The organism is Rhodopirellula maiorica SM1 (genome assembly GCF_000346295.1).
GTDB classification, from domain to species: domain Bacteria; phylum Planctomycetota; class Planctomycetia; order Pirellulales; family Pirellulaceae; genus Novipirellula; species Novipirellula maiorica.
On sequence record NZ_ANOG01000377.1, the window covers coordinates 1 to 24,656 of the forward strand.

General features: G+C 55.4%; 13 protein-coding genes. 10 read left to right on the top strand and 3 right to left on the bottom strand.

What is annotated here, in order from left to right; genetic code table 11:
* A partial coding sequence (locus tag RMSM_RS12225) for a DNA gyrase subunit A (RefSeq protein ID WP_236622109.1) occupies positions 1 to 2,312 on the top strand: 2,312 nt, incomplete at its 5' end.
* Positions 2,313 to 2,609: 297 nt separating this feature from the next.
* Here the strand turns inward: RMSM_RS12225 and RMSM_RS12230 are convergent.
* A complete protein-coding gene (locus tag RMSM_RS12230; protein WP_236622110.1) occupies positions 2,610 to 3,947 on the bottom strand; it encodes a sulfatase family protein in 1,338 nt (445 codons plus the stop codon).
* A gap of 465 nt (positions 3,948 to 4,412) precedes the next feature.
* Here RMSM_RS12230 and RMSM_RS12235 point away from each other — a divergent pair, with 465 nt between their 5' ends.
* The 8 genes from RMSM_RS12235 (at position 4,413) to hrpA (ending at position 19,638) form a co-directional block, all read left to right on the top strand.
* Positions 4,413 to 5,261 (top strand): hypothetical protein, encoded by an 849-nt coding sequence (locus tag RMSM_RS12235; RefSeq protein WP_144057588.1) that lies wholly within the window; start codon positions 4,413 to 4,415, stop codon positions 5,259 to 5,261.
* 113 nt (positions 5,262 to 5,374) lie between these two features.
* Positions 5,375 to 5,608, top strand: a complete 234-nt coding sequence (locus RMSM_RS12240; protein ID WP_040766021.1) for a DUF3311 domain-containing protein — start codon at positions 5,375 to 5,377, stop codon at positions 5,606 to 5,608.
* Complete coding sequence (locus tag RMSM_RS12245; protein ID WP_201767027.1) at positions 5,605 to 7,290, top strand: sodium:solute symporter family protein; 1,686 nt, start codon at positions 5,605 to 5,607, stop codon at positions 7,288 to 7,290. The genes RMSM_RS12240 and RMSM_RS12245 overlap by 4 nt, the downstream gene beginning before the upstream one ends.
* Positions 7,291 to 7,299: 9 nt before the next feature.
* Positions 7,300 to 9,114 carry an SLC13 family permease gene (locus RMSM_RS12250; protein WP_008696134.1) on the top strand — a complete coding sequence of 605 codons (1,815 nt, stop codon included), beginning with the start codon at positions 7,300 to 7,302 and terminating at the stop codon, positions 9,112 to 9,114.
* 511 nt (positions 9,115 to 9,625) lie between these two features.
* Positions 9,626 to 10,282 (top strand): TetR/AcrR family transcriptional regulator, encoded by a 657-nt coding sequence (locus tag RMSM_RS12255; RefSeq protein ID WP_008696136.1) that lies wholly within the window; start codon positions 9,626 to 9,628, stop codon positions 10,280 to 10,282.
* On the top strand, positions 10,275 to 12,044 hold the full coding sequence (locus RMSM_RS12260; RefSeq protein ID WP_008696138.1) for an efflux RND transporter periplasmic adaptor subunit: 1,770 nt from the start codon (positions 10,275 to 10,277) through the stop codon (positions 12,042 to 12,044). The genes RMSM_RS12255 and RMSM_RS12260 overlap by 8 nt, the downstream gene beginning before the upstream one ends.
* Entirely contained in the window at positions 12,044 to 15,415 is a 3,372-nt protein-coding gene (locus RMSM_RS12265; RefSeq protein ID WP_008696140.1) for an efflux RND transporter permease subunit, read from the top strand. Before RMSM_RS12260 ends, RMSM_RS12265 begins: the two co-directional genes overlap by 1 nt.
* A 128-nt stretch (positions 15,416 to 15,543) precedes the next feature.
* Positions 15,544 to 19,638: an ATP-dependent RNA helicase HrpA gene (gene hrpA, locus RMSM_RS12270; RefSeq protein ID WP_040766026.1), complete on the top strand. Its 4,095-nt coding sequence runs from the start codon at positions 15,544 to 15,546 to the stop codon at positions 19,636 to 19,638.
* A gap of 162 nt (positions 19,639 to 19,800) precedes the next feature.
* On the opposite strand, the gene RMSM_RS12275 is transcribed toward hrpA, so the two are convergent.
* Complete coding sequence (locus tag RMSM_RS12275; protein ID WP_008696142.1) at positions 19,801 to 20,787, bottom strand: nitrilase family protein; 987 nt, start codon at positions 20,785 to 20,787, stop codon at positions 19,801 to 19,803.
* A gap of 234 nt (positions 20,788 to 21,021) precedes the next feature.
* Between RMSM_RS12275 and RMSM_RS12280 the strand changes: the two genes are divergently transcribed.
* Positions 21,022 to 22,191, top strand: coding sequence for a sialidase family protein (locus tag RMSM_RS12280; protein WP_063870217.1), 1,170 nt, complete (start codon positions 21,022 to 21,024; stop codon positions 22,189 to 22,191).
* 389 nt (positions 22,192 to 22,580) lie between these two features.
* On the opposite strand, the gene RMSM_RS12285 is transcribed toward RMSM_RS12280, so the two are convergent.
* The gene (locus tag RMSM_RS12285; RefSeq protein ID WP_008696146.1) at positions 22,581 to 23,693 is read right to left on the bottom strand and encodes a DUF1559 domain-containing protein; all 1,113 of its coding nucleotides are present in this window, start codon (positions 23,691 to 23,693) and stop codon (positions 22,581 to 22,583) included.
* Between the last annotated feature and the right edge of the window lie 963 nt (positions 23,694 to 24,656).

The window sequence follows — 24,656 nt, forward strand, 5'->3', positions numbered from 1 at the left end:
GCAGCGGCGGGATCGCGGTCGGGATGGCAACCAGTATTCCGCCGCACAACCCGACGGAGGTTTGTGAAGCGTTAATCCGCTTGGTCGACCATCCGGAAACGACGATCGACGAGATTTGCGATATCATTCCTGGTCCCGACTTTCCGACCGGGGGTATCGTTTGCGGTCGCGCGGGGATTCGTCGCGGATACAAGACCGGACGGAGCACGATTGTGGTCCGAGCGAAATGCCGTATCGAAGAGATGAAGGGCAGTCGTACGCGAATCATTGTCTCGGAGATCCCCTACCAACAGTACCGCGACCGCGTCATTGAAAAGATCGCGGCGCTGGTCAATGGTGACAAGATCAAAGGGATCTCGGGGATTCGTGACGAGAGCGATTTGAATGAGCCGGTTCGCTTGGTCATCGAGCTGAAGCGAGACGGCGATCCCGATGTCGTTTTGAATCAACTGTATCAGTATTCGCCTCTGCAAGACACGTTTTCGCTGATCTTCTTGGCATTGGTCGATGGCAAGCCGCGCGAGCTAACGATCAAAGAAATCCTGCAGGAATTCTTGCGGCACCGAGTGACGGTGATCCGTCGCCGCACTCAGTTCTTGTTGGCGCGTGCCCGCCGCCGTAAACATACCGTCGAAGGTTTGTTGCTGGCGTTGGCGGATATCGACAAGATCATCAAGACGATTCGCAGCAGCACCAACCAAGCCGAAGCGAAGAAACGCTTGATGGAAATCGAGTGCCCTTCGTCGATGCTAAAACGAGCACTCGGTGACAGTGGGTTTGCCCAATTCGTGCTCGAACGCGGCGAGAAAGAAAACTACACGCTGACCAGCGTGCAAACCGACGCGATCTTGCGAATGACGCTTGGCCAATTGGTCAACCTCGAGCAAGAAAAACTCTCGGGTGAGCACGCGGCACTGTTGACCGAGATCATCGACTACCTCGATATCCTCAGCAGCCAAGAGCGAATCAATGGGATCATCAAGGACGATCTCGAGGAAATGAAGCGTCGTTTCGGTGACAAGCGTCGAACCGAGATCAGTCACGAAGAACTTGGCAACATCGACCTCGAAGATTTGATCACCGAGGAAACGATGGTCGTTTCGATTAGCCATCGCGGCTATATCAAACGAACTCCGACCAGCGTTTACAACACGCAGCGCCGGGGTGGCAAGGGGCTCAAGGGCGCCAAGACGGATGACGAGGATCCGATTGAGCATCTGTTTGTGGCCAGCACGCATGCCTATCTGTTGTTTCTGACAACGCTCGGTAAAGTGCGTTGGCAAAAGGTCTACGATTTGCCGCAACTGGCTCGCGACAGCAAGGGACGTGCAATCGTCAACCTGTTGAATTTGAGCGAAGACGAGAAGATTGCCGAATGTTTGGCGATTCGCGATTTCGATCAAGCGGGCTATTACGTTGTGATGGCCACTCGTAGTGGCTTGGTCAAAAAGACGCCGCTCGAACAATACAGTCGCCCGAAGAAAGGCGGGATTATCGCAATCAAGCTTCGCGAAGGCGATGAGCTTGTCGGTGCCGCCGTAATCGGCCCTGGCGACGAAGTGATCTTGGTCACCAGTTCCGGAATGGCGATCCGTTTCCGTGAATCCGATGCGCGTCCAATGGGACGTAATACTTCGGGAGTCAAGGGGATCAAGCTTGTCGGCGATGACAGTGTCGTTGGCATGGTCGTGGCCGACCCCGAAGCGACATTGTTGACCGTTTGTGAAAATGGCTACGGAAAACGAACGCACTTTGGTCCTAACGCTCCGGTCGAAGCCGGAGACTCCGGCGATGCTGATTCCGATGGCGAAGCGGCTGAGGGCGAGTCAACGGAAGAAGAAAGCAGTGCCTCGGGAGCTCGTTACCGCACGCAAAAACGTGGTGGTAAGGGACTTCGCGACATTCGCACCAGCGAGCGAAATGGGCCTGTGATCGGAATCGCTCGTGTCACGGATGAAGACGAATTGTTCATGATGACCGCCAAAGGCAAGCTGCAGCGGATTAAGGCGGCTGACATCAATGTCATCGGTCGTAACACGCAGGGCGTGCGAATCATGAACATCGACAGCGGCGATAGTCTGATCGCGGTCGTGCGTGTTCCACCCGAAGAACAGTCCGACGAAGCGGAAGGCTTAGCGGCAGTGGCCGGTGATGTGGTCGAGGGAACTGTGGTCGAGGGAACTGTGGTCGCATCCGAGGCCGGATCGACCGATGTCAGCGGTGACGCATCAACCGATGCCGATGTCCAGCCGCCATCGGAATCCAGTGACGACGCCGGTAACGCGGATGGGACCTCCAGCGACGAGGCGTAAACACAGTAAAGCGAACCGTTCGCCAACTTGCTTCACCCTCCCAGCTTGCGTTGGGAGGGTTTGGTGACGCTGAACATGGCCGTGGCTATTTCTAACGCTCCGAGTCCCTACCGGTGAACTTGCGCCGGTTGATTTGACCTCTCTTCAAAAAGGTTTGGGGGGAGTTTATTGAAGACGAGCGTTGCCAGAGTCCCTAAGGGGCGGCAGCAATCGACATTCACTCCCAATCGAGTGGTAATCGCTCGTCGTTGGCACCAAGTTTTCCATGTGCACGCAGCCCGTTTCCTTTGCGGCTCGTCAATTTGTCGCCCAGGTCTTCACGGGCTCGCTCGGCAGCCGCTTGCAGTTCCTTGACGACTGCGGGGAACTCGTCTTTGACGTCGGTCGTTTCTGAGACATCGTTGTCCAGATCGAACAGCGACAATCCGATTTTTGCATTTCGTAAGCAGACGGCGTTCCACCGTCGCCGCCACTGCGTCCTGCAAGCGTCCGGTAGCGGTGAGGAAACGTCAGCTTGAATCGCTCGTTGCGGACCGCGTGTAGTTCGCCGCCGCTGTAGTAGCAGTAGAACGCATCATGAGGCGACGAGGCGTTTTCGTCACCAAACATCAACGGCCGAATGTCTTTGCCGTCGATCTTTCGCGATGCATCCTCGGGCACTTCGGCGCCAATCAATTTGGCAACCGTTGGCAGCAGATCGATCGAGCTGCACAGCTTGTCACACGTCGTTCCAGCGGGAATTTTTCCTTTCCACCACATCAACGTCGGTTCACGATAGCCTCCTTCGAACATCGTCCCTTTGCCTTCGCGAAACGGCGCCGCGGATCCAGCATGCGTTCCGTAGGACAGCCACGGGCCATTGTCGCTGGTGAAAATCACCAACGTGTTTTCGGCCGCATCGATTGATTCGATCGCGTCCATGATTTGGCCCACCGACCAATCGACTTCCATCACCACGTCACCGAAAATGCCCTGTCCGCTTTTCCCTTTGAAGTCGTCCGACGCATACAGCGGGACGTGAACCATCGGATGCGGCAGATACAGAAAGAACGGCTGATCCGCGTTGGATTGGATGAAGTCGACCGCCCGCTGCGTGAACTGTTTTGTCATCTGTTCCTGGTCGGCCGGTTGGATGTCGGGATTCACGATTTCGTAGCCTTCACCTCGTGTCGCCGAGATCATTGGCAACTTCGGCCAAGGCGATTTGGCGGCGGGGTTCTTCTTGCGTTTGGTAAGGAAATCAGGATGAAGCGGCCACATGTCGTTGCTGTAGGGGATGCCGTAATAATGGTCGAAACCGTGTGCCGTGGGCAAGAATTTGGGGTGATGTCCGAGGTGCCATTTGCCAAAGATCGCGGTGGCGTAGCCTTTCGATTTGCACACTTCGGCCAGCGTGGTTTCTGCGTCGCTAATACCGATTTCAGACTTCGGCCCAAGTGCCCCCGAGATACCGATGCGGCGATGGTAGCAGCCTGTCATCAGAGCCGATCGCGATGCAGAACAAACCGCAGATGAGACGACAAAATCGGTAAAGCGACGACCTTCGGCGGCCATCCGGTCCAAGTTTGCAGTAGGGTATTTCGTGTCGCCAAACGGATGGATGTCGGCGTATCCCATGTCGTCAATAAAAATCACAACGACGTTCGGTGGAGCCGTTTCGGTTTGTGCCGACGCCGGCGGTACGCAGATCAGTGTCCATAAGAAAAGGAAGCAAGTAAATCGAAGAGCAAGTCGTCGCATGTTGGTCACGCAGCAATTTTGGGGAGGGATTCTGGTAGAGACAGGGACTGGCCTTTGGGGGATGCGGGCCAGTTGGGGATTTCGTGCTTAGAATGCTTCGTTTAACCGATAACCGACAGGCGTACGCATCACGGATGTGAGTACGCGTTCGGCTATCGGTTCAACGATTAAATCAACGAGCCGTCAAGACTTTCGGCCGTTTTCCTTCCAAGCGAAACTTTTGACGAGTTCCGCTACCTTAAAACTAAGCTGGAACGCAGCACGAGTATAGTTTCGGTAAACTCGGTCGTGTTGTTGTTTTTATCGTGATCCCGACGATGATGTTTTTCGTGGTCGCCCTCGCTTGCCCATTTTCCCAGCATGACTTCTTCACGATCGCCAATCGCTCGCGTTCACTTCGCGCGGAACCAGCGGACTCGCGGCGATTGGGATGCGTTTGCCTCGCATCGGCAGCATGTCACCCGCATGATCGCAAGTACTGCGAGCCCGTCGCATCGTCGTTTGTGTTTGCTTGGGGTCGGCAATGGAAACGACGTCGATCTCGAAGTCTTGGCGAACCATTTCGACGAGATTTGTTTGGTCGATCTCGACGAAGCCTCGTTGCGCCAGTGTGTCGATGGACTGTCAGTGACGGCTGCCAATCGCACGAAAATGCGCGGACGCGTCGATTTGTCGTGCGTCCTTTCGCAGCTCGATTCGCTGCACGGGAATGTTGCGGTGCCGGGTCAAACGCTGGATGATCTGGTCTCGATGGCCCGCGATTTACCTCCCAAAATCGATCTTGGCCGATGGGATGTCGTGGTTTCGACCTGTCTGTTGTCTCAGTTGATCGATTCTGTCTTTATTGCGGTTGGGCCAACCCATCCTCGGTCCACCGAATTGGCGTTGGCGGTTCGTGATGGTCACTTGGCCCAGCTGGAGGCGGTGGTCTGTGAGGGCGGAAAAACGCTCCTGATCACCGATTTTGTCTCTTCAGACACTTTGCCTCAGCTGCGAGATGTCGCGTCCGATTCGCTTCAATCGTTGGTGCATCAAGCGGTTGCCAATCGCAATTTCTTTACCGGATTGAATCCTGCGGTGCTGTTGCAACAGATGCGAAAGGGGCAGGTATCGGTGAAGGCGTACCCCGCGTGGAGGTGGGTTTTGGGACCTCGGTGTTTTGCTGTTTGTGCCGTCGAAACGGCAAGCGGAGGCCTTATCACCGGATAGAAAAATAGAGCCCAGGTACGGCATCTTATTCCCGCTAGGAATTTGACTACAATGCGAAGCTCCAATTCACCCTCCTTCTGTACTCGCTGCCCATCCAACCTAGAGTGCGTGTCATGAAATATCTCATTTGGGGTCTCGTTCTCTTCTTGGTGGTGATCCACCAAGATGTCTGGAATTGGGGCAACGACCGATTAGTTTTCGGATTTTTGCCTTTCACGCTCGCCTATCACGCGGGAATTTCGATTGCGGCAAGCGTGGTTTGGTTCCTGGCAGCAACGTTTGCTTGGCCTCAACACCTCGAAGATGACGCGATGTCGGCTACTGAAACTGAGGAGGGTGCGGTATGAGTCCTGGAATGATCAAAGTCACCATTATCAGCGTTTACTTAGGGATGCTGCTATTCCTGGGGCTGTTTTCGTCGCGGTTGTTCAAGGGAACGTCAAAAGATTACATGTTGGCGAGTCATTCGATTGGCCCCTTCCTGCTGCTGATGTCGCTGTTTGGAACCACGATGACCGGTTTTGCCCTGGTGGGATCCACCGGCGAGGCATTTTCCGAAGGTGTCGGGGTCTACGCCATGTTGGCTTCGTCCTCAGGCATTATCCACTCGCTGTGCTTTTTCGTCTTGGGCGTGAAGCTGTGGTCGTGGGGTAAAAAATATGGATACACCACCCAGGTTGGATTCTTTCGTGACCGTTTAGAAAGCAACAACATCGGTTTGGTGTTGTTCCCCATTCTTGTGGCGCTCGTCGTCCCCTATTTGCTGGTTGGCGTTGTGTCGGCTGGAAAAGCGATCGAAGGAGCAACGCGGGGTGATTTTCCAGGCTTGACCGAAAACGGCGGCGTTCCTCCCTGGTTGACCGAATTGGTGATCTGCGTGGTCGTGTTGATCTACGTGTTCTTTGGCGGCATGCGAGGCACGGCGTGGGCGAACACGTTTCAAACGATTGTGTTCATGATTCTCGGCGTTGTTGCGTTCTATTTGATCGCCACCAACCTTGCCGAAAAATCGGTGGCCGAAGGCCGTGCCCACGAAATGCGTGACGGCGAAAGGGTGGTTCGTACCGAACCTCCGACCGGGCTTTTTGACTCTCTACAAATTGTCAGTCAAGAGATACCGCGGGCGCGACGGGTGCGAGCTGAAGTGACGTTGTCGGATCAAATCGAATCGGTCGAAGCACCGGCTCAATTCCGGACTCGCGAGCACATGGATCCATGGATGTTTTTTACCTACATGTTGATTCCGTTTTCAGTCGGCATGTTCCCTCACCTGTTCCAGCATTGGTTGACGGCGAAAAGCGGTCGGGCGTTCAAATTGCCGGTGGTGGTTCATCCGGTGTTCATTTTGATCGTTTGGATTCCCTGCGTGTTGATCGGGGTTTGGGCCACCAGCGGTCTGATTAATATTCCGCCTCCGATCGCCGCCGAGCCCAACAAGGTGCTCGGGTTTATGGTCAAGTCGCTTTCGGGTGATGTGCTAGGCGGATTTTTGTTGGCCGGAATTCTCGCTGCGATCATGTCCAGCTTGGATAGCCAATTCCTCTGCATCGGAACGATGTTCACTACGGACATCGTCGTCCACTATGCCGGTAAAGAACGGTTCAGCGATCGTCAGATTGTTTTGATCTCGCGATGCTTTATCGTTGCCGTCGTTGCAGTCACCTACATGCTGAGTTTGACCGATGTGGCCCAAGCTCGTGTGTTCCAGTTGGGCATTTGGTGCTTCAGCGGATTTAGCAGCTTGTTTCCGCTTGCGTTGCTGGCGGTTTATTGGCGTCGACTGACCAAATGGGGCGCCTATGCGGGTGTTCTGACTGCGTTTGTCACTTGGTGTGTGCTGTTTGCCCAATCGGATTTCGCAAAGATCGATAACTGGTCCGTCGATATCCCATGGGGTGATGACGTGATTCGCACGATGCCTGTGGCGACGATGTTTCTGGCATCGGCAGTTGCGACGATTGTTGTCTCGCTGATGACAAAGCCGCCGAGCGACGCGACGCTACAGAAGTTTTTTCCAGTGCGAGCATAGTCCGAATTCATGGTGACTTGGGAAGCGTGGTTGACCGTCATCATTGCTGGCTCGCTGCTGGTATGTCTCGCGATGCGTGTGGCGGCAACCGATTTGCTTGCCTTGGTGTTTCTTGGGCTGATTATGTTAGCCCAGGAAGTCAGTGGATCGCCGCTTTTGCCGACCGCCGAAGAAGCGGTCGCGGGCTTCGGCAATAAAGGTCTGATCACGGTTGCTCTGCTGTTTGCGGTGGTTGCCGGATTGGAGTTCACCGGAGGTACCGAACTTGCCACCGGGTGGCTGCTCAGCAAGGCCAAGAATTTGTTCGGAGCGCAAGTGCGATTGCTGGTTCCCGTTGCGGCACTGAGCGGTTTTTTGAACAACACTCCGTTGGTTGCCGCGTTGATGCCGGTCGTCGGCGACTTGAGTAAACGGGTCTCTGTTAATAGTAGCCGTTTGCTGCTGCCGTTGTCGTACGCCGCGATTTTAGGCGGGATGTGCACGATCATGGGCACCAGCACCAATCTGATCATCAAAGACAAATACGAGCAGCTGAACGGCAAACAAATGGCGTTCTTCGAACCTGCGGCGGTAGGCGTTCCTGCGGCGATCGTTGGACTGATCTACATCATCGGCTGTTCCCGTTGGTTACTGCCCGAACGTCAGGCAGCCGTTAGCGTTTCGGATGACCCACGACAATACACGGTCGAAATGGAAGTGGATCCGCTCGGACCGCTGGTCGGGCGAACGCTGCAAGAGGCTGGGCTGCGACATTTGCCAGGGTTGTATGTTGCCGAGATTCAGCGTCACGATGGAATCATCGCCGCGGCCAAACCGAATGAGGTGTTGCGTGCGGATGACGTTTTGATTCTTGTTGGCGCACTCGATAGCGTCGTCGACATGCGAAAGATTCGAGGCTTGACGATTCCTGATGGCCAAGCGCGTAAACTGCGAGTGCCTGCGTGGCAGCGGACGCTTGTCGAAGCGGTCGTCAGCTCGCGTTGTGCCCTGCTGGGCAAGACGATTCGCGAAGGCAAATTTCGCTCGCACTACAACGCCGCGGTGGTTGCGGTTGCCCGTGGCGGTCGTCGATTGACCGGCAAGATCGGAGATGTGCGATTAGAGGTAGGCGATGTGTTGCTGTTGGAAGCATCTCCTTCGTTCTTGCATCGCCGTCGCGAGTCGCATGACTTTTATCTTGTCAGCGCCGTCGAAAAAGGGGCGGTCCGTCGGCCGGAGCTTGCGTGGTTGTCGATCGGTGTGATGTTGGCCATGGTCGTCGCGGCGACGTTGACTCCGGTTTCGATCATGACCTCGGCCCTGATCGCAGCGATCGCCATGATCGTGTTCCGCTGCTGCACCGCATCCGAAGCGCGACGCAGTATCGATTGGTCGGTGCTGATTGTGATCGGAGCGGCGATCGGAATCGGTGAATCGCTCGAACAGAGCAAAGCGGCAGACGCCATCGCTAACGGCATGCTTGGTGTTGCCGGAGGCGGCAATCTCGGTTCGTTGGCGGCGATCTTTATCGCCACCATGATCTGCACCGAACTAATCACCAACAACGCTGCGGCCGTATTGATGTTTACGATCGCGGTCAGCACGGCGGGAAAATTGGGCGTGGATCCGGCGCCGTTTGTGATCGCGGTAATGATCGCGGCATCGGCAAGCTTTTTGACCCCGATCGGGTATCAAACCAACACGATGGTGTATGGCGTCGGCGGCTATCGTTTCAGCGACTATGTGCGGTTTGGCTTTCCGCTCAGCATGATTGTGTTTGCCGTGTCGATGCTGATCATTCCCCAGGTCTGGCCGTTCACCTCCGCCGTTCTGCCGGCGCCTTAAGCAGCTAAGCAGAAGTCTGTCAGGATATTGCCACTTTGGCATTGGTGAGCCGAGTGCCGTAAGGCACCGGTTGATGCGTGGAACCCGGCCGCTGATGCGCGAGCGGCTCATTAAATCAACAAGCCGCTCGCCCCGGTTCCGACATGCAACCGGGGCTATCGCCCAAACCGAAACTCTCTGCGAGTTTCGCTACGAATAAATGCGTCACAGCGTTGGCCCAAACCGCTAACGGTTAAGCGAAGCATTTTTAAAGTCCGGCTAAATCAACAATCCGTCACCGCTTTTACGTGATGGTTCATCAAACAACCACACGTGTCGCGCTGGCGATCCCAGTGACGGCGAGGGTTTCGCTTGCCCCTCTGCCCTCCCCTCTGCATCTTGCTCTCTTCGAAATGGCTGCTGCTCTGGACATTCTCACAGCAGCTTGACTAAACTGCATTCGACCAGCGGTCGATAAATAGACGACCGCGGGTCGGATATGCAGATTCTAAGGGAACCGACGAGGCTTGGGATGAATTGGCAACGAGCGAGAAGGCCGGCGCAAAAAGCCGAGCGTATGAATGCGATTTTGGATGCTGCCGCGTCGCTTTTTGATGAAAAAGAACTGTCGGAAATCTCGATGCGGGATGTCGCCGAGCGGGCGGGCGTGGGTAAAGCGAGTCTGTATCACTACGTCAAAACCAAGGAAGAAGTATTTTTGTCACTCTATGGTCACGAGCTGGAAGTGTGGCTCGAAGGGCTCGAAAAACGACTCGGGCGGCTTCGCAAACCGACGCCCGAACGGGTGGCTGCGGCGCTTGTGGATGAGTTGAAGTTGCATCCTAGGTTGTGCCGTTTGAAGGTCGTTTTATCGCTCGTACTTGAACGCAATCTGTCGGACGAAGCGATCGCGGAATTCAAAGAATCGCTACTAGGTCCGACCGATCACTTCGTGGCCATGATTCACCAATCGCTGCCCCAGCTTTCTCATGTGGCAGCAAAAGATTTCTTATTTCAGTATCACGCGCTGGTAGCCGGGTTGTGGCCGATGGCTCACCCCACCAAGCAGCTCGCCGCCATCATCCGAGAAGCCAAATACAGCCAGTTTCGTGTCGACTTTTATGCGTTGCTTCAGCGGACGCTCGTGACATTGCTGCAATCCAAAGAAAAAGGAAGCCAACATGCATGATAAAGAAAAGGGGGCAGCGTTTCGCATTCGCAAGGGGCTGTTGCTTGCGGTCTGCGGCTGCGTGCTTGCAGTCGGGTGTCAGAAACCGGCAATTGAATTTGCTGAAAAGGCGGCACAGCCGGTGACCGTGATGACGCTGGTCAAAGCCGCACCCCCGTCGTCCTTTATGGCGTCCGGCAGCGTCAAGTCGTGGAAGACCGAAGACCTCGGTTTCGAAGTTTCCGGTCGGCTTGAATGGGTGCTTGAACCGGGGCTAGACGTTGACGGCCGGATCGTCGATCCCGATGGCAAATTGATTCACCCCGGCACGCCACTCGCTCAAATCGAAACGGCTCAATACGACATTGCGGTCGAGTCGGCCGAGGCAGACGTCGAGGTGGCCGAACGTAAAAAAGAGAGTATTAAGATCCGCTTGGACGAGGCATTGCCAGTGGAGATTGAATCGGCAGAGGCGGATTTGAAGCTGGCAAAAATCGAATTCCAGCGAATGCAAACGCTGAATGCTCAGCAGGCGGCATCACAATCCGAATTCGACCAAGCTGAAAATTTGGTGCACACCCGCCAGGCGGCTTTGCGATCGCTCGAAGCAAGTGAGAAGCAGGCTCGTGCGGATTTGAAGTCCGCGGAATCCGAAGTTCGTCGCGCCCAACAAGTGCTGCGAGAAGCCCAGCGAGACCTGAAAAACACCACTCTCTACGGTTCTTACCAAGGCCAGATTGCCGAGGTGATGGTGGTGCCCGGCAGCGTCGTGACCGCAGGATCACCGGTGCTGAAGTTACAGATGTCCAACCCGATCAAAGTCGAGGTCGAGTTGTCATCACAGCAATCACGCCAGATCCGCCAGCGGCGAAATCTGCCCGCTTCGTTCCCGTTGCCTGATGGCACGACGCGGCATGTCAATGCGTTTGTTTATAGCATCGCGCCCAGCGCTGATCCGACCACGCGGACCTTTACGATGACGCTGTTGCTATTGAACGAAAAGTTTCGTGACAATTTGCCGGAATCCATTTCCGAGGACACGGTAGCTCGGTCCCAAGATATTTGGCCGCTAAAACTTAATCGCATGATGGGAACTCCGCCCGAGGTGACGTTGGTCGAAGAGAAATCGATTCATCACGACGACGAGGGCGCCTTCGTTTATCGCGTTACCAATGCAACCCTAGACGGCATCCTGCCGAAAATCCTAAAAGTCCAACGGCAGCGTTTGATTGAACATGATTTGCGGATTCCGTTTCTCGGCAATTGGATCTTTCGGTCGGTGTCGTTTTTGGATGACCAGGGCGACAGCATCAAGCTTCCACAGGAGACGATCTACGTTGGTGAACTGGCAGACGGCCCGTCCGCCGCGTCCGCATGGGATGGCGAATCGGTCGTGTTGGATGCGGGAGCCCAGTGGATGTTGCGGCCTGGCGATCTGGTCTCGGTCGATCTCTCTAGCAACGATGCGGAGTTGGGTTTCCATGTCCCCATCGAGGCGATTTACGAAGAATCGGACGAGACATATTTGTTTGCCGCCCAAGACGGTCACGCGAAAAAGTTAGCAGTTCAGCTGAAACAAGCTGGCAACTTGAATGCGGGCTCGTTAGTCGAGGTCCAATCGCCTGCGTTAACTGATGGGATGCAAGTCATCGTCCAAGGCGTTCATTATTTGCACGACGGTGAAGCGGTGCGAATTGTGCAAACCGCGTTATCCGAGACACCCAAAACCGTGGTGCCGATGCATGTTTCTGAAGCGAATGTCGATGAATCGGAGTCATTTTAATGTCACTTCCTGCATTGGCGGTCAAGTATCGCCCGATCGTGATTTCGATCGTGGTGCTTGCGATGGTTTGCGGCGCATTTACTTATGTCACCATCCCGCGTCGTGAAGACCCCGAGTTTACGATTCGTGTCTGTGTCGTTTCGACTGCGTGGCCGGGGGCGCCTGCGGAAACCGTCGAAGAGTTGATCACCGACAAAATCGAGCAGAGTTTGATCAGTATCGAAGAGGTGGATTTTACTCGGTCGACGACGTTGACGGGCCAATCGACGATCTTTGTTGAGTTAGAAGACAACGTTGCACCCGCCGACATCCAAAATGTCTGGGACAAGGTGCGGGCGCGCGTGCAAACTGTGCCAATGCCCGAATCCGACATCACGCCGGTGGTGAACGATGAATTTGGCGATACCGCAGTGTTGTTGCTGGCGGTGCATCAAACGCCCTCGCATGGACGTGACCATGTTCGCCCACAGGATCTCTATTCGCCTCGTCAGTTAGAAATCCATGCCGAAGAGGTCCAAGACGCCGTACGACTGTTGCCGGGCATCGCCAAAGTCGAGATGTTTGGCGTACGAGACGAAGCAATCTATATCGAAACCGATCTCGCCAATTGGTCACAGATTGGTTTGACCACGGCACAGCTGGAAACGCTGGCGAGCGAGCGAAATATCATCGAAGCCGGAGGTGAGCTGGATACCGAATCGGGCCACTATTCCGTTAAAACGGGGGGTGAATTCAATGCGGTGAACGAGATCCGGCAGATCGCCAGCACCGTTCGCACCGACGGTGGCGACAACAGTGTCCCGCTTGCCGAACTCGGGTTGACGGTGACTCGAGGTTTTGAGGATCCCGCGGACTACCTCTGTCGCTTTGGTGACACGTCGGGGGCGACGCCTGCGGTGATGCTAGGGATCACGATGAAGTCGGGATCGAACATCATTGACGTCTGTAACGCCGCCAAGGCTCGGGTGCGAATGTTGGCGGACGTTGAACAGCGGCTGCCCCCCGACATTGCAGTCACTCCGGTCTCGGATCAGTCCGAAAGTGTCGCGAAGAAAATACGTGATGTGATCATCAATGTGATCGAGGCGGTGTTGATCGTGGTGGTGGTGGTTTATTTGGTCGTCGGTTTCCGTACTTCGTTTGTGATGGCTGCAAACATCCCAATCGTCGTCGTGATCACCGTAGGATTGATTGCACCGTTGGGGGTGCAATTGGAACAGATATCGCTCGCCGCACTGATCATTTCACTCGGTTTGTTGGTCGACAACGCGGTTCAAGTCTGCGATCAAGCTCGCACGAATCAAATTGCCGGAATGCGGCCGTTCCCAGCAGCGATTGACGGAGCCAATACGCTTGCGATCCCGATGTTGGTGGGGACGTTGACGACGATGGCGGCGTTTGTACCGATGTTGTTTTCGCTCGAAGGAGGCGGCAAAGAATACGTCTACAGTTTGCCGATCACGGTTTCCACAACACTCGCACTAAGTTGGTTCTTGGCGATGACGTTGTGTGTAATTTTGGCGGGGCTGTTTATTCGTCCGCCTCGCGGTGAGAAGTCGGGTTCGCCTGTGGTGAATGTGTTCTCGACAATCGGCCGTTTGCTTTCACGTTCTCGCCGCCGATCGGACAAGACGGATGAATCCATTTCGACCGACGACGTTGTGGCCAAGGGCACTGCGACCAAGGGCGTCTCAGAGAACTGGGCCTACCGAATCTATGGAGGGATCGGAGGGTTGGCGGTGCGGGCGAAATGGGGGACCGCGTTGGCAACATTGCTATTGATCGTTGGCATCATGACATTGCCCGTCAGTTCCGAGTTTTTTCCCGAAGCTGACGGCACTCAGTTCGCCGTGAAGATCATCCTGCCCGAAACAGCCACCATCCAACAAACCGATGCCGTGGCACGGAAAGTCGAGACGATTGTCCAACAGCTGGGTGCAGCTAGCGAAGACCGTCCTGCTCGCTTGCGAGCGTTTCGTACCTTGGTTGGCGGCGGCGGTTCGCGCTGGCATCTCGGTTGGAACCCCGAGCCCAAAACGCGTTCTTATGCGGAGATATTGGTGCGCACCACCGATGCCTCGGTGACACCCGATTATGCGCAACGAGTTCGTGAGATCGCCGAACGTGGCGATGCGGAACTGGGAATCGATCCGATCGTAGGGGCACGTGTGGTTCCCGTGCAATTGGCACTCGGGCCGCCCGCCGATCCGTTGGTTTTTCGTATTGCCGGCAACGGGTTTGCCGATCCATCGATTCTGCGATCCGCCGCCAATCGCTTGAAGGATCTCGTCGAATCACAGCCCGAAACTTGGGACGTCAACGACTCGTGGGGCGTCGACGGTTACCAGGTCCGCGTCAATGTGGACCAGGATCGTGCCGTGCTCGCCGGAGTGACGAACTCGCAAGTCGCACGTACGTTGAATTCGTACTACTCGGGACTCCGCTTAACGACGTTTCGCGAAGGCGATCACGAAGTTCCTGTCTATTTCCGGTTGAAACCCAACCAGCGTGAATCGATTCGCGGGCTGCAGGAATCATTCGTCGAAGGGGATTTCGGTAAGGTACCGTTGTCTTCGATCGCCAGTCTGGAAACCACGTTTGTCTTGGCCAAGATTGCTCGTCGTAACATGAACCGGACCATCGAAGTCAGCTCGCGAATGGAGCCCGGCGTGACCGGTAACGATGTCGTTTCACGATTGCTAAAAAGCGACGAGATGAATGCCCTGCGTGAAAGTTTGCCGGTCGGTTATTGGATCGAACCGGGCGGGGCGTTTGAAGAGAGTGCCGAGGCCGGCGGGCAAATGATGATGTCCTTTGCGATTTCGTTCGTGCTGATCGTGCTGTGTTTGATTTTCCAATACAACGGTTGGTCCAAGCCGCTGATCATTTTGTCAACGCTGCCGTTGGCGTTGGCGGGGGCATGGTTGGGATTGTTTTTGTTTGACAAGTCGCTCGGGTTCATGCCCCAGCTTGGTATCTTGGCCCTGTTTGGGATCGTATTAAATACTGCGATCATCTTTGTCGAATTTGCGGATATCTTGATCGCCCAGCGTGCAGCGGAAAAAGCCAGCGAGGGAACCGCCGATGGGCCTATCGTCGGTCTCAGCGTCGCTGAGTTCCGCGAGTGTTTGATCGAAGCCGGAAAGCAGCGGATGCTGCCGATTTTCTTGACTACGGCGACGACCGTGGGAGGTTTGATTCCGTTAGGACTCAGCGGCGGAGCACTGTGGGAAGGGCTCGCATGGTGCATGATCGTTGGTTTGCTACTGACTACCTTTCTGACACTAATCGTGGTTCCCGCGTTTTACGCGATCCTGGTCGAGACTTTTGGTGTCAAACCGATCGCGATTCCGACGGATGGAAATGATTAGTTCTCTCTTCGCGTGTTGGTCGCCTCGGCAAAAACACAGTGGACGAAGCGGTCGAGCGAACGGAAACCTGTTTTGCCGCCAAATGGTTCGGATCGACACATTTCGTATTCTTAGTAAGAATGGTGCCGATGAATGCAAAACCAAGCAGTCCCAAGCTGACTCCCGAACCGATTTCACCCTCCCCCGCTAGCGATTCGCGAGCGGCGGAAACCGCTGGGGAATCAATCCATCAAGCGGCACCGTCGATCGACGCCGCGATGCGGATTGACCGTTTTCGCTTGCGCCGTGATAAAAAACGATTAAGTCCCGAAGCCTACGCGAAACGGTTGGCCGAATCGGTCCAGCAGTGTGATGCACGCCGGGCCGCGACGCCGCGGATCGAGTACTCCGACGACCTGCCAATCACGTCGCATCGTGACGAATTGATCCAGCTGATCCGCGATCGCCAAGTCATCGTGGTCTGCGGTGAAACCGGCAGCGGCAAAAGTACCCAATTGCCCAAAATCTGTCTCGAAGCCGGCCTCGGTCGCGAGGCGATGATCGGACACACCCAGCCGCGTCGTTTGGCGGCCCGCAGCATCGCCACCCGGCTGGCCGAGGAACTCGATACGACGCTCGGCAAAACCGTCGGCTACCATGTTCGCTTTGGCGACCAAACCGGTCCTGAGACGTTGATCAAACTGATGACCGACGGGATCCTGTTGGCCGAAACGCAATCCGATCGCTTCCTCGATGCTTACGATGCAATCATCATCGACGAGGCGCACGAGCGATCGCTGAACATCGATTTTCTGTTGGGTTACCTGCGACGGTTGCAATCAAAACGTCCCGATTTGAAGATCATTATCACCTCGGCAACCATTGACGCCGAGCGGTTTGCCGAACACTTTGCCGACGAATCTGGCCCCGCCCCGATCATCAATGTCGAAGGCCGCGGTTATCCCGTCGAACTGCGTTATCTGCCTTGGGAAGAGGTCGTTGACGATGAAGACCGTGGCTACGATCTCGCTCGCCATGTGATCGCGGGAATCGAATCATTATCGCGAGGCGGCAGTGCCGGTGACACGCTGGTGTTTTTGCCTACCGAACGCGACATCCGCGAAGTCACTCATCGCGTGGCCGGTCATTACAAGCGGTTGGGGATGCCAAACCGTGTGGATCTGTTGCCGCTTTACGCGCGGTTGCCACAAAAGGAACAACAGCGAATCTTTCATCCCGACGCCGGCAAACGGCGGATCATTTTTGCCACCAATGTGGCCGAAAGCTCGCTGACGGTCCCCGGCATTCACTCGGTGATCGATACCGGCACCGCGCGGATCAGCCGTTACAGTCCTCGTAGCAAACTGCAGCGATTGCCGATTGAACCGGTCAGCCGGGCGAGTGCCAATCAACGCGCCGGCCGTTGTGGTCGTATCGGACCTGGAGTCTGTGTTCGCTTGTATTCGCTCGACGATTACGAGTCGCGCGACGCGTTCACGACGCCCGAAATTCGGCGAACCAATCTGGCCTCGGTCATCTTGCAAACCAAGACACTGCGACTGGGACGATTGGAAGAATTCCCGCTGCTTGATCCGCCACGCCCCGAATCGATTCGCGAGGGCATTCGGACGCTGATGGAATTGCGAGCGATCGATGAAAAGCATGAATTGACCGAGATCGGCCAAAAACTTGGTCGATTGCCCGTCGATCCGCGTGTGGGACGCATGATTTTGGCGGCCGACGAGTTTGGCGTGCTGCCCGAAATTTTGCCGATTGCTGCAGCGCTGGAAATCCAGGATCCTCGTGATCGTCCGCAAGAAAAACAGCAAGCGGCCGATGAAGCTCACGCGATCTTTAAGGACGCCAACAGTGACTTTCTGTCCTACTTGAAATTGTGGCGGCATTACGAAGAAGCTCGCGAGAAACATTCACGCAATAAGTTGACGCGAGTCCTGCGTCAGCAATTTCTTTCCCCAAATCGCATGCGTGAGTGGTCCGATGTCTATCGTCAGCTCAAGGAAATGGTCGCGACGTCGTTGGGCGAACGTAAAGGGGCTCGCAAGAAAATTGGTGCGATTCGCTTTGCTGATGATCCCGAACGATTGCTCGACGCTAACCTGGACGACGCGTTGCACCAAGCGCTTTTGACCGGGCTGTTGTCGAGTGTCGCAATGATCAAAGAGAAGAGCGAGTACACCGGTGCCGGGGGATTGAGTCTGTATCTTTGGCCCGGCAGCGGTGTGGCGGCAAGCAAGCCTAAATGGATTGTCGCCGCCGAGCTTGTCGAAACCGCGAAACAATATGCTCGCACAGTCGCCCGGATCAAACCGGAATGGATCGAAACCATTGGGGCACATCTCATCAAGCGGTCGTACAGCGAGCCGCACTGGAGTTCCAAGTCGAGCGGCGCGTTTTGTTACGAACGTCAATCGTTGTTTGGGCTGCCCGTGGTGGTTCGTCGGCGGGTTCCGTTGCCGCCGATCGATCCCTCGACCGCTCGCGATTTATTGATCGAGCATGGGTTGGTCGAGCAGCAAATGAAGACGACGGCGCGGTTTGTGCGGTTCAACCAAAAATTGCAAGAATCGATCGCCTCGTTGGCCGCCAAAACACGGCGGCGTGATTTAGTGGTCGATCCCTACTCGGTGGAACGTTTCTATCAATCACACCTGCCCGAAGAAGTTTGTGACCGTGGCCGGTTAGAGAAATTTGACCGCTCGATCGAAGCCCCCGCATGGACGAAACAGCTTCGCGATGCTGCGGACTTGTCGGCTTGGTTGCAATCACCGCCCACGGTCGATGAAAACGCAACGCCGTACATGCAGCCCAGCGATTTAATTGAAGCTGCCGGCGAAGCGATCACCAAAGAAGCCTTTCCCGACGAACTGCAAATTGGCAGTTCGCGTTTGCCGCTTCAGTATCGCTTCGAACCGGGAGGCGATGCGGATGGCATCCACTTGAAAATTCATCAAGCCGCATTGCCGCAAGTCAGCGACGAGCGATTGGGGTGGTTGGTTCCTGGATTGTTGCAGACCAAGCTGGTCGCGATGATCAAATCGCTACCCAAACGCATCCGGCGAAACCTTGTGCCGGCGGCGGATGTTGCAGCGAAAGTCAGCCAGGAATTGGCTGCCGACTACGGCCAAGTGCCGTTCATGCCCTCGGTTTGTGCCGCCTTTTCACGCCATGCCGAAATGCCGGTGACGCCCGATGATTTTCAGTCGGAAAAACTCGACGACTATCTGCAGTTCCTGGTCACCGTGGTCGATGATTCAGGCAAGACGATCGCGAGCGGTCGCGAAGTTCAACCGCTCAAAGAAAAGCTCGGCTCAGCAAAAGATTTGCCTGAGAATGCCGAAGCGGATGATTCCAAGGAAGCGTGGGCTCGCGAGTCGATGACGACGTTTTATATCGAGTCGCTACCCAAAGAGGTTGTGCGATCGCGCGGCGGTGTAAAAGTCGCACAGTACCCAGCCTTCTTTGACAAAGGGGACAGCGTTGCCACGCGATTGGTCTCGGATTTGCAAACTGCCGATGCCATCACCCGACAAGGTTTGACGCGATTGTTTGCCCTGGCGGAGCGAAAGGAATTGCGGACTCAGGTGCGATGGCTGCCGTCGCTCGAGCAAGCCAAGGTAAAGCTCAGCGGTGTGGTATCTGCTGCATCGATCGAATCACAATTGATCGACCTATTGGCGCGTATCGCATTCGTGGAAAACGAACCGGTCATTCGCAGCAAGGCGGAATTTGATCAGCGACGTGGCGAACGAGCACGGCGAATCGCCGAAGCGACGCAAGAGGTTGCTACGTGGTTGTCGGCAATGGCGGATGCCTATTTTGCCGCACGACGTCAGATCGAATCGACCACGGGAAACCGTTTCGATCAAGCTATGAACAATATCCGGCTGCAGATGGATTGGTTGATTCACGACCAATTCCTCGCAGCGACGCCCTGGGAATGGCTGAAACATTACCCACGTTACTTTAACGCCATCGCCTACCGGCTAGATAAATTGACCAGCGGCTCGGCGCCCCGCGATCGCGAGGGAACCGAAACGGTCGAGAGTCTGCGGCAACGGTGGATGGCGACATTACCCGAGAGCGAACGAAACGCACGCGATCAATCGGCCACCGAAGTCCGCTGGATGATCGAAGAACTGCGAGTCAGCCTGTTCGCACAGCCGCTCGGCACCGCAATCAAAATCTCGCCCCAACGCTGTGAAAAAGCCATCACCAAATCGTAGCGAAAGTCGCCAAGACTTTCGTCCACAACTTCACCCGCCCAGCAACGCTTCGTTTAACCGTTAGCCAATAGGCGTACGCTAACGGATGCGAGTACGCCTTTGGCTGACTGTTAAACAATTAAATCAACAAGTCGCCAACGGATTTCGTTCATCATTCAAACTTCACTCGTCAAACTTCATCTCCCGCGTATCCCGTTCCAACCCCGTTGGCACCGTCAACGGCGTATACAGCTCCGGTCGTCGAGCACGGATCCAGCCACGGCCGGTGGCATCGGCCAGCAAACCAGCGTCTAGGTCCGCAACCACCATCGCGTCATCCGCTTTCCAGGTTTCGGCGATCACACGGCCGTAGGGATCCAAGATCATCGCGTTACCGGTGCGGATCTCGTCATCATCGACTCCTACGCCGTTACTGAAGACCAAGAAAATGCCGTTATCGTGGGCACGGCTTGGTAACCAACGCATCAACCAACCACGCCCCTTATCGCCCCGGAACTCTTTTTCGATTGCTTCCGGGGCGGCATGCCGGTTATCCCACAGTTGCCGGTCGATGATGCCCATCAAGTTCGGATTCTTGCTGCGTACCGCTCCGGTTTGATGAGGCGCCAACAGGATTTCGGCGCCACGAAGTGCCGTGATGCGAACATTTTCGATCAAGTTACAATCGTAACAAATCAATACACCAACACGAAAACCATCAGGCAGATCGAACACGGTATACTCCGTTCCACTGCGAATCGCAGCGTGCTCGAACGCTTGCAGTTTGCGGTGACAGTGGATCGTTCCGTCAGGCAATGCAACAACATAGCTGTTATAAAACTCGCCACTCTCGCTGACTTCGACCAACCCCGCACCGATACTGATGTTGTATCGGCGTGCCAGTTCGACCAATCGCTGAGTGCTGGGACCATTCGGGATCGGTTCCGCGAGTTCGCCCAGTTGCTCAAGCGACAGATTACGAATGAACCAGTATCCAGTGATACAGCACTCCGGAAACACCACCAACCGCACACCTTGCTCCGCGGCCTGGCGAAGAAACGTTTCGATCTTGGCAAAGTTAGCCAGCTTATCCGCGGGCGATGCTTCGAACTGAACCGAAGCAACGCGAAGCCTGCGTTGAGTCTCTTGTTGTGCGTCCGATGGTGTCATGTGCCTGCAGTGCAAGGGATGGGGTTTTAGGCCGAAACGATGCGAAGCGTAGTTCCGGCACGGTGGCGGTTCGAAAATAAGCAGCGAGGGCGTTCGGGAGTGATTCTACCCGATGCTGAGTATCGTGTAAGATTGTTGCTGTTCATCCCGCCTCCAGCTCCGCTGATGTTCCCACCTTTCACCCGCCCCCTCTAAACAATCACAAACTCTGTTTGTGAACGAGGTCCTCTGCCCATGCGTTGTTCATTCGCTGCTCACGTGTTATTTGCCCTGAAATTGACCCTGTTGTTGACGTTTGTGTCGATCGCTAGCCCTATGTTCGCGGACGACGCGGCGCTTGATCCTAAGATTACGTTGCGACTGCCACCGACGCCGGGGAATCCGCGCAACAGCGAGGGAGACTTTATCGAGCTCGACGATGGCCGGTTGCTGTTTGTCTATACACATTTTACTGGCGGTGGCAGCGACCATGCCTCTGCCCACCTTGCCGGCCGCTATTCCTCGGACGGCGGCAAAACGTGGGATGCCGAGGATACGCGAATTTTGGACAACGACGCCGATTTGAACATCATGTCGGTATCGCTGCTGCGATTGGCCGATGGACGCATTGCGATGTTTTATCTCAGCAAGCAATCACTTGCCGATTGTCGTCCCGTTGTCCGCTTCAGCAGCGATGAGGCCACGACGTGGAGTCCGCCGCAGTCGATCATTCCCGATTCGCAGGTTGGCTACTATGTGTTGAACAACGATCGTGTAATCCAGTTGTCCGATGGCCGCTTGGTTGCACCGCTGGCACTGCACACTTCGCCTGAATCGAAAAAGCCCGATTGGGCGGGGCGTGTTCTTTGTTACCTCAGCGACGATGCTGGCCGCACCTGGCGGCCGAGCAAAACGGTCTTGCAAGCACATGATTCCAGCAGCGGCAAACGGTACCTCGCACAAGAGCCAGGTGTGGTCGAGCTTCGTGATGGTCGTGTGATGATGTTGGTGCGTTCAAACGCTGACAGTCAACTTGTCAGCCATTCCTCCGACGGCGGAGAAACCTGGTCGACCCTGGCCCCCTCACCGCTTCCGTCCCCCACGTCACCAGCAACGATCGAGCGTATTCCCGGCAGCGATCGCTTGGTTTGTGTGTGGAATGACCACACAAACATTTCAGCGGATTTGCGAGGAAAACGCACTCCGCTGTCGCTTGCCGTCAGCGACGATGAAGGCAAGACGTGGCGTCGATCGATCACGCTGTTTGACAATCCTGACGGTTGGTACTGTTACACTGCGATCGAGTTTACCGCCGACGCAATGATGTTAGGCCACTGCGCCGGAGACCGCAAGAAGAACAACGGCCTAGCCGAAACACAAGTCACCCGGATTAAGTTGAATGAGCTAGCCGGCGTTCAGGAGTAAGACCCGTACAACTTTTGCGATCAGACCATTAATCGCACGCCCTCGCATCCGTTTTCGTTTGCCATATTTTGGAAGCCGCCTGAGTCACAACCAATCACCTCTCCCCGAACGCAGCTTGGGAGAGGTCGGACGGGCCATTTAGGCCTCGTCCAGGTGAGGGTCTCCGCTGGTCGACCGTGAGGTATTCTTCCGTCCGGCTTGCCCGGGCGGAGTAAACAACTGGTGGCTACAGAGGCTTGAGATGCAAAGTCAGTGCTCCGCCCGGGCTTGTCCCGGCAGTTCAGGGGGCAGTTTTTTTCTGCAAGAAGCGAACCTGCAAAATGAAAATCCCTCGCCGATACAGTCGGCGAGGGATCGCAATTTAGAGTGAAGCCATAGCCGCGAAGCGGCTACTCGATCGACTCGGTCTCCTTGCCTCGAATGGTTCCAAGTGCTCCCCACAGCCCATAGGGACTCTTCGAACCAGGAGCCGTCCAGCCGCCACCGTTGGCAACGGGTGGCTTGGTCAAGTCTCCCGATTCGATCGAATCGGTGATGAAGCGGATGGCACCGTCCGCCATCAAGACGTGAGCGCCCCCTTCGTGGTAACTGGTGACCGAAGCCAAGCCGTCATTGGCGTCGGTTGACCGAAGACAGGAAGGTGAATTCGGAGGCAACACGGTCATAACGGCCGTGGAATGCCAATGGCCGTCGGCCCAGCGACGCCCACGCTGCCAAATACCGCCTGCTGCGTACTGTGATGGAGACTCGGGATTGATGTGAGCTCCCGATTTGCACTTGTCAGGGGTCGGACGCCACCAATCACTGCCATCGAGATGGTATACATAACTCCGCACACCACGCTCGAAATCCATCACACATAGTTCTCCCATTGCGACCGAGTTGGAGGTGCCATCCTTGATGTCACGGAACCGAGTGATCTTTTCCCTCGCGAACAATCCGCGATGGCAACCGGTAACACCAGTGTGGTGATTACGATCACCTGGTTCCGGAGACCGACCGGCGCCTCGAATCGTATCTCCATAACAGTTCCCGTAATTCGTTTGCCCCGCCCCGTTCAAGATTGCGGGGTCGCTGGGACAACGATAGCTCATCACCTGCGTCTTCCATGGAATGTACGCGGGCGAGTCGGTGCCGGGAGTAGCACCCATCGGTTCGAAGTTTGTGGTTCCTTGTACCGATGGATTGCTAAGTTGCTCCCAAAGCGCCTGCTGCTCAATAAAGGGTAAAATGCCGACGAGGTTAAGATTGACGCGGTAGCCATTAGGAGCTGACCCGTCCCAAGTGCTAGGAAACATCTGGTAAGCGGAATGGTAATTGTGCATTCCCAAACCGATCTGTTTAAAGTTGTTGCTACAACTCATCCGCCGAGCGGCTTCGCGTGCCGCCTGAACTGCGGGTAGCAACAATCCGACAAGAACGCCAATGATGGCGATCACAACCAGAAGTTCCACCAAGGTGAAACCCTTTCGCCATCGAGGCGCCGAACAATTTTCATGCATGTGATTAGTCCATAGCGTGTGAGAAAAAATAAACGAATTATCGTGGTGGAGTGGGATCCGCATTCATCAAAGCTTCCATCTTTTCAGGATCGTTGACATCGGTGCCGACATCAGGATCGACCTTTACCTCGCCCTCAAGAACTCTCGTTCCTGAGGAACCCCCGCAGCCAAGAGTGCAAACAAGGGGAACAAACAAAAACAAAAACATCAAAAGTCGGTAGCGCATAAAACCTTCCAAATTCAACGTGAGAATAACGTAAAGAACATTAAGGGCTGGTAGCGGGCTAGCAAACTCCCTTAAGGAGTTAATCTATAGGCCGCGTGTTGAGCTGTCAATTTTTTTGAGTCGTCTCTTAGAAGATTGCCAGACATGCACGTGGTCGGGTGTTCACCCGGATGATGCCACTTGTAATGGGCTTCGTAATCGGCTAGGACGCCCTCGATATTTCTTGTAGCGCCGACATCGCTTGGAAACATCGAGTGAATCAAGCGGATGCTCTGTTTCATCCGCCGTTACACAGCCTGTCTGTCGCCAAATACGAGCCGCGGAGTTCGGATTCGATTTGCTCAATCGTGTATGCATTGATACCGATCAGGTTGATACGTCAGTGGGAAAACTAGAGAGTTTTGATGCCAGAGAGATTAGGTGCCAGGCACCGAGATTTTGGCACCCGAGCATCGCTCCGCTCGACCTCTCCCTAAACTTTGTTTTGGGAGAGCTGGCAATCGACTCGGGTTACCTCGCTCGAGCGCAGCTTGGGAGAGGTCGGACGGGCCATTTAGGCCTCGTCCGGGTGAGGGTCGACCGAGCAAGCACAGCCTGCAGCGAAACTTAGACACTAGCCGCCGAGATTTGACGCCGCTGATCGGCCGTGAGGTATTCTTCCGTCCGGCTTGCCCGGGCGGAGTAAACAACTGGCGGCTACAGAGACTTGAGATGCAATGTCAGTGCTCCGCCCGGGC

Excerpts from the sequence above, each read along its gene's own strand:
- RMSM_RS12235 (WP_144057588.1), top strand. The coding sequence starts at position 4,413 with ATGACTTCTTCACGATCGCCAATCGCTCGCGTTCACTTCGCGCGGAAC.
- RMSM_RS12240 (WP_040766021.1), top strand. The coding sequence starts at position 5,375 with ATGAAATATCTCATTTGGGGTCTCGTTCTCTTCTTGGTGGTGATCCAC.
- RMSM_RS12245 (WP_201767027.1), top strand. The coding sequence starts at position 5,605 with ATGAGTCCTGGAATGATCAAAGTCACCATTATCAGCGTTTACTTAGGG.
- RMSM_RS12250 (WP_008696134.1), top strand. The coding sequence starts at position 7,300 with ATGGTGACTTGGGAAGCGTGGTTGACCGTCATCATTGCTGGCTCGCTG.
- RMSM_RS12255 (WP_008696136.1), top strand. The coding sequence starts at position 9,626 with ATGAATTGGCAACGAGCGAGAAGGCCGGCGCAAAAAGCCGAGCGTATG.
- RMSM_RS12260 (WP_008696138.1), top strand. The coding sequence starts at position 10,275 with ATGCATGATAAAGAAAAGGGGGCAGCGTTTCGCATTCGCAAGGGGCTG.
- RMSM_RS12265 (WP_008696140.1), top strand. The coding sequence starts at position 12,044 with ATGTCACTTCCTGCATTGGCGGTCAAGTATCGCCCGATCGTGATTTCG.
- hrpA (WP_040766026.1), top strand. The coding sequence starts at position 15,544 with ATGAATGCAAAACCAAGCAGTCCCAAGCTGACTCCCGAACCGATTTCA.
- RMSM_RS12275 (WP_008696142.1), bottom strand. The coding sequence starts at position 20,787 with ATGACACCATCGGACGCACAACAAGAGACTCAACGCAGGCTTCGCGTT.
- RMSM_RS12280 (WP_063870217.1), top strand. The coding sequence starts at position 21,022 with ATGCGTTGTTCATTCGCTGCTCACGTGTTATTTGCCCTGAAATTGACC.
- RMSM_RS12285 (WP_008696146.1), bottom strand. The coding sequence starts at position 23,693 with ATGCATGAAAATTGTTCGGCGCCTCGATGGCGAAAGGGTTTCACCTTG.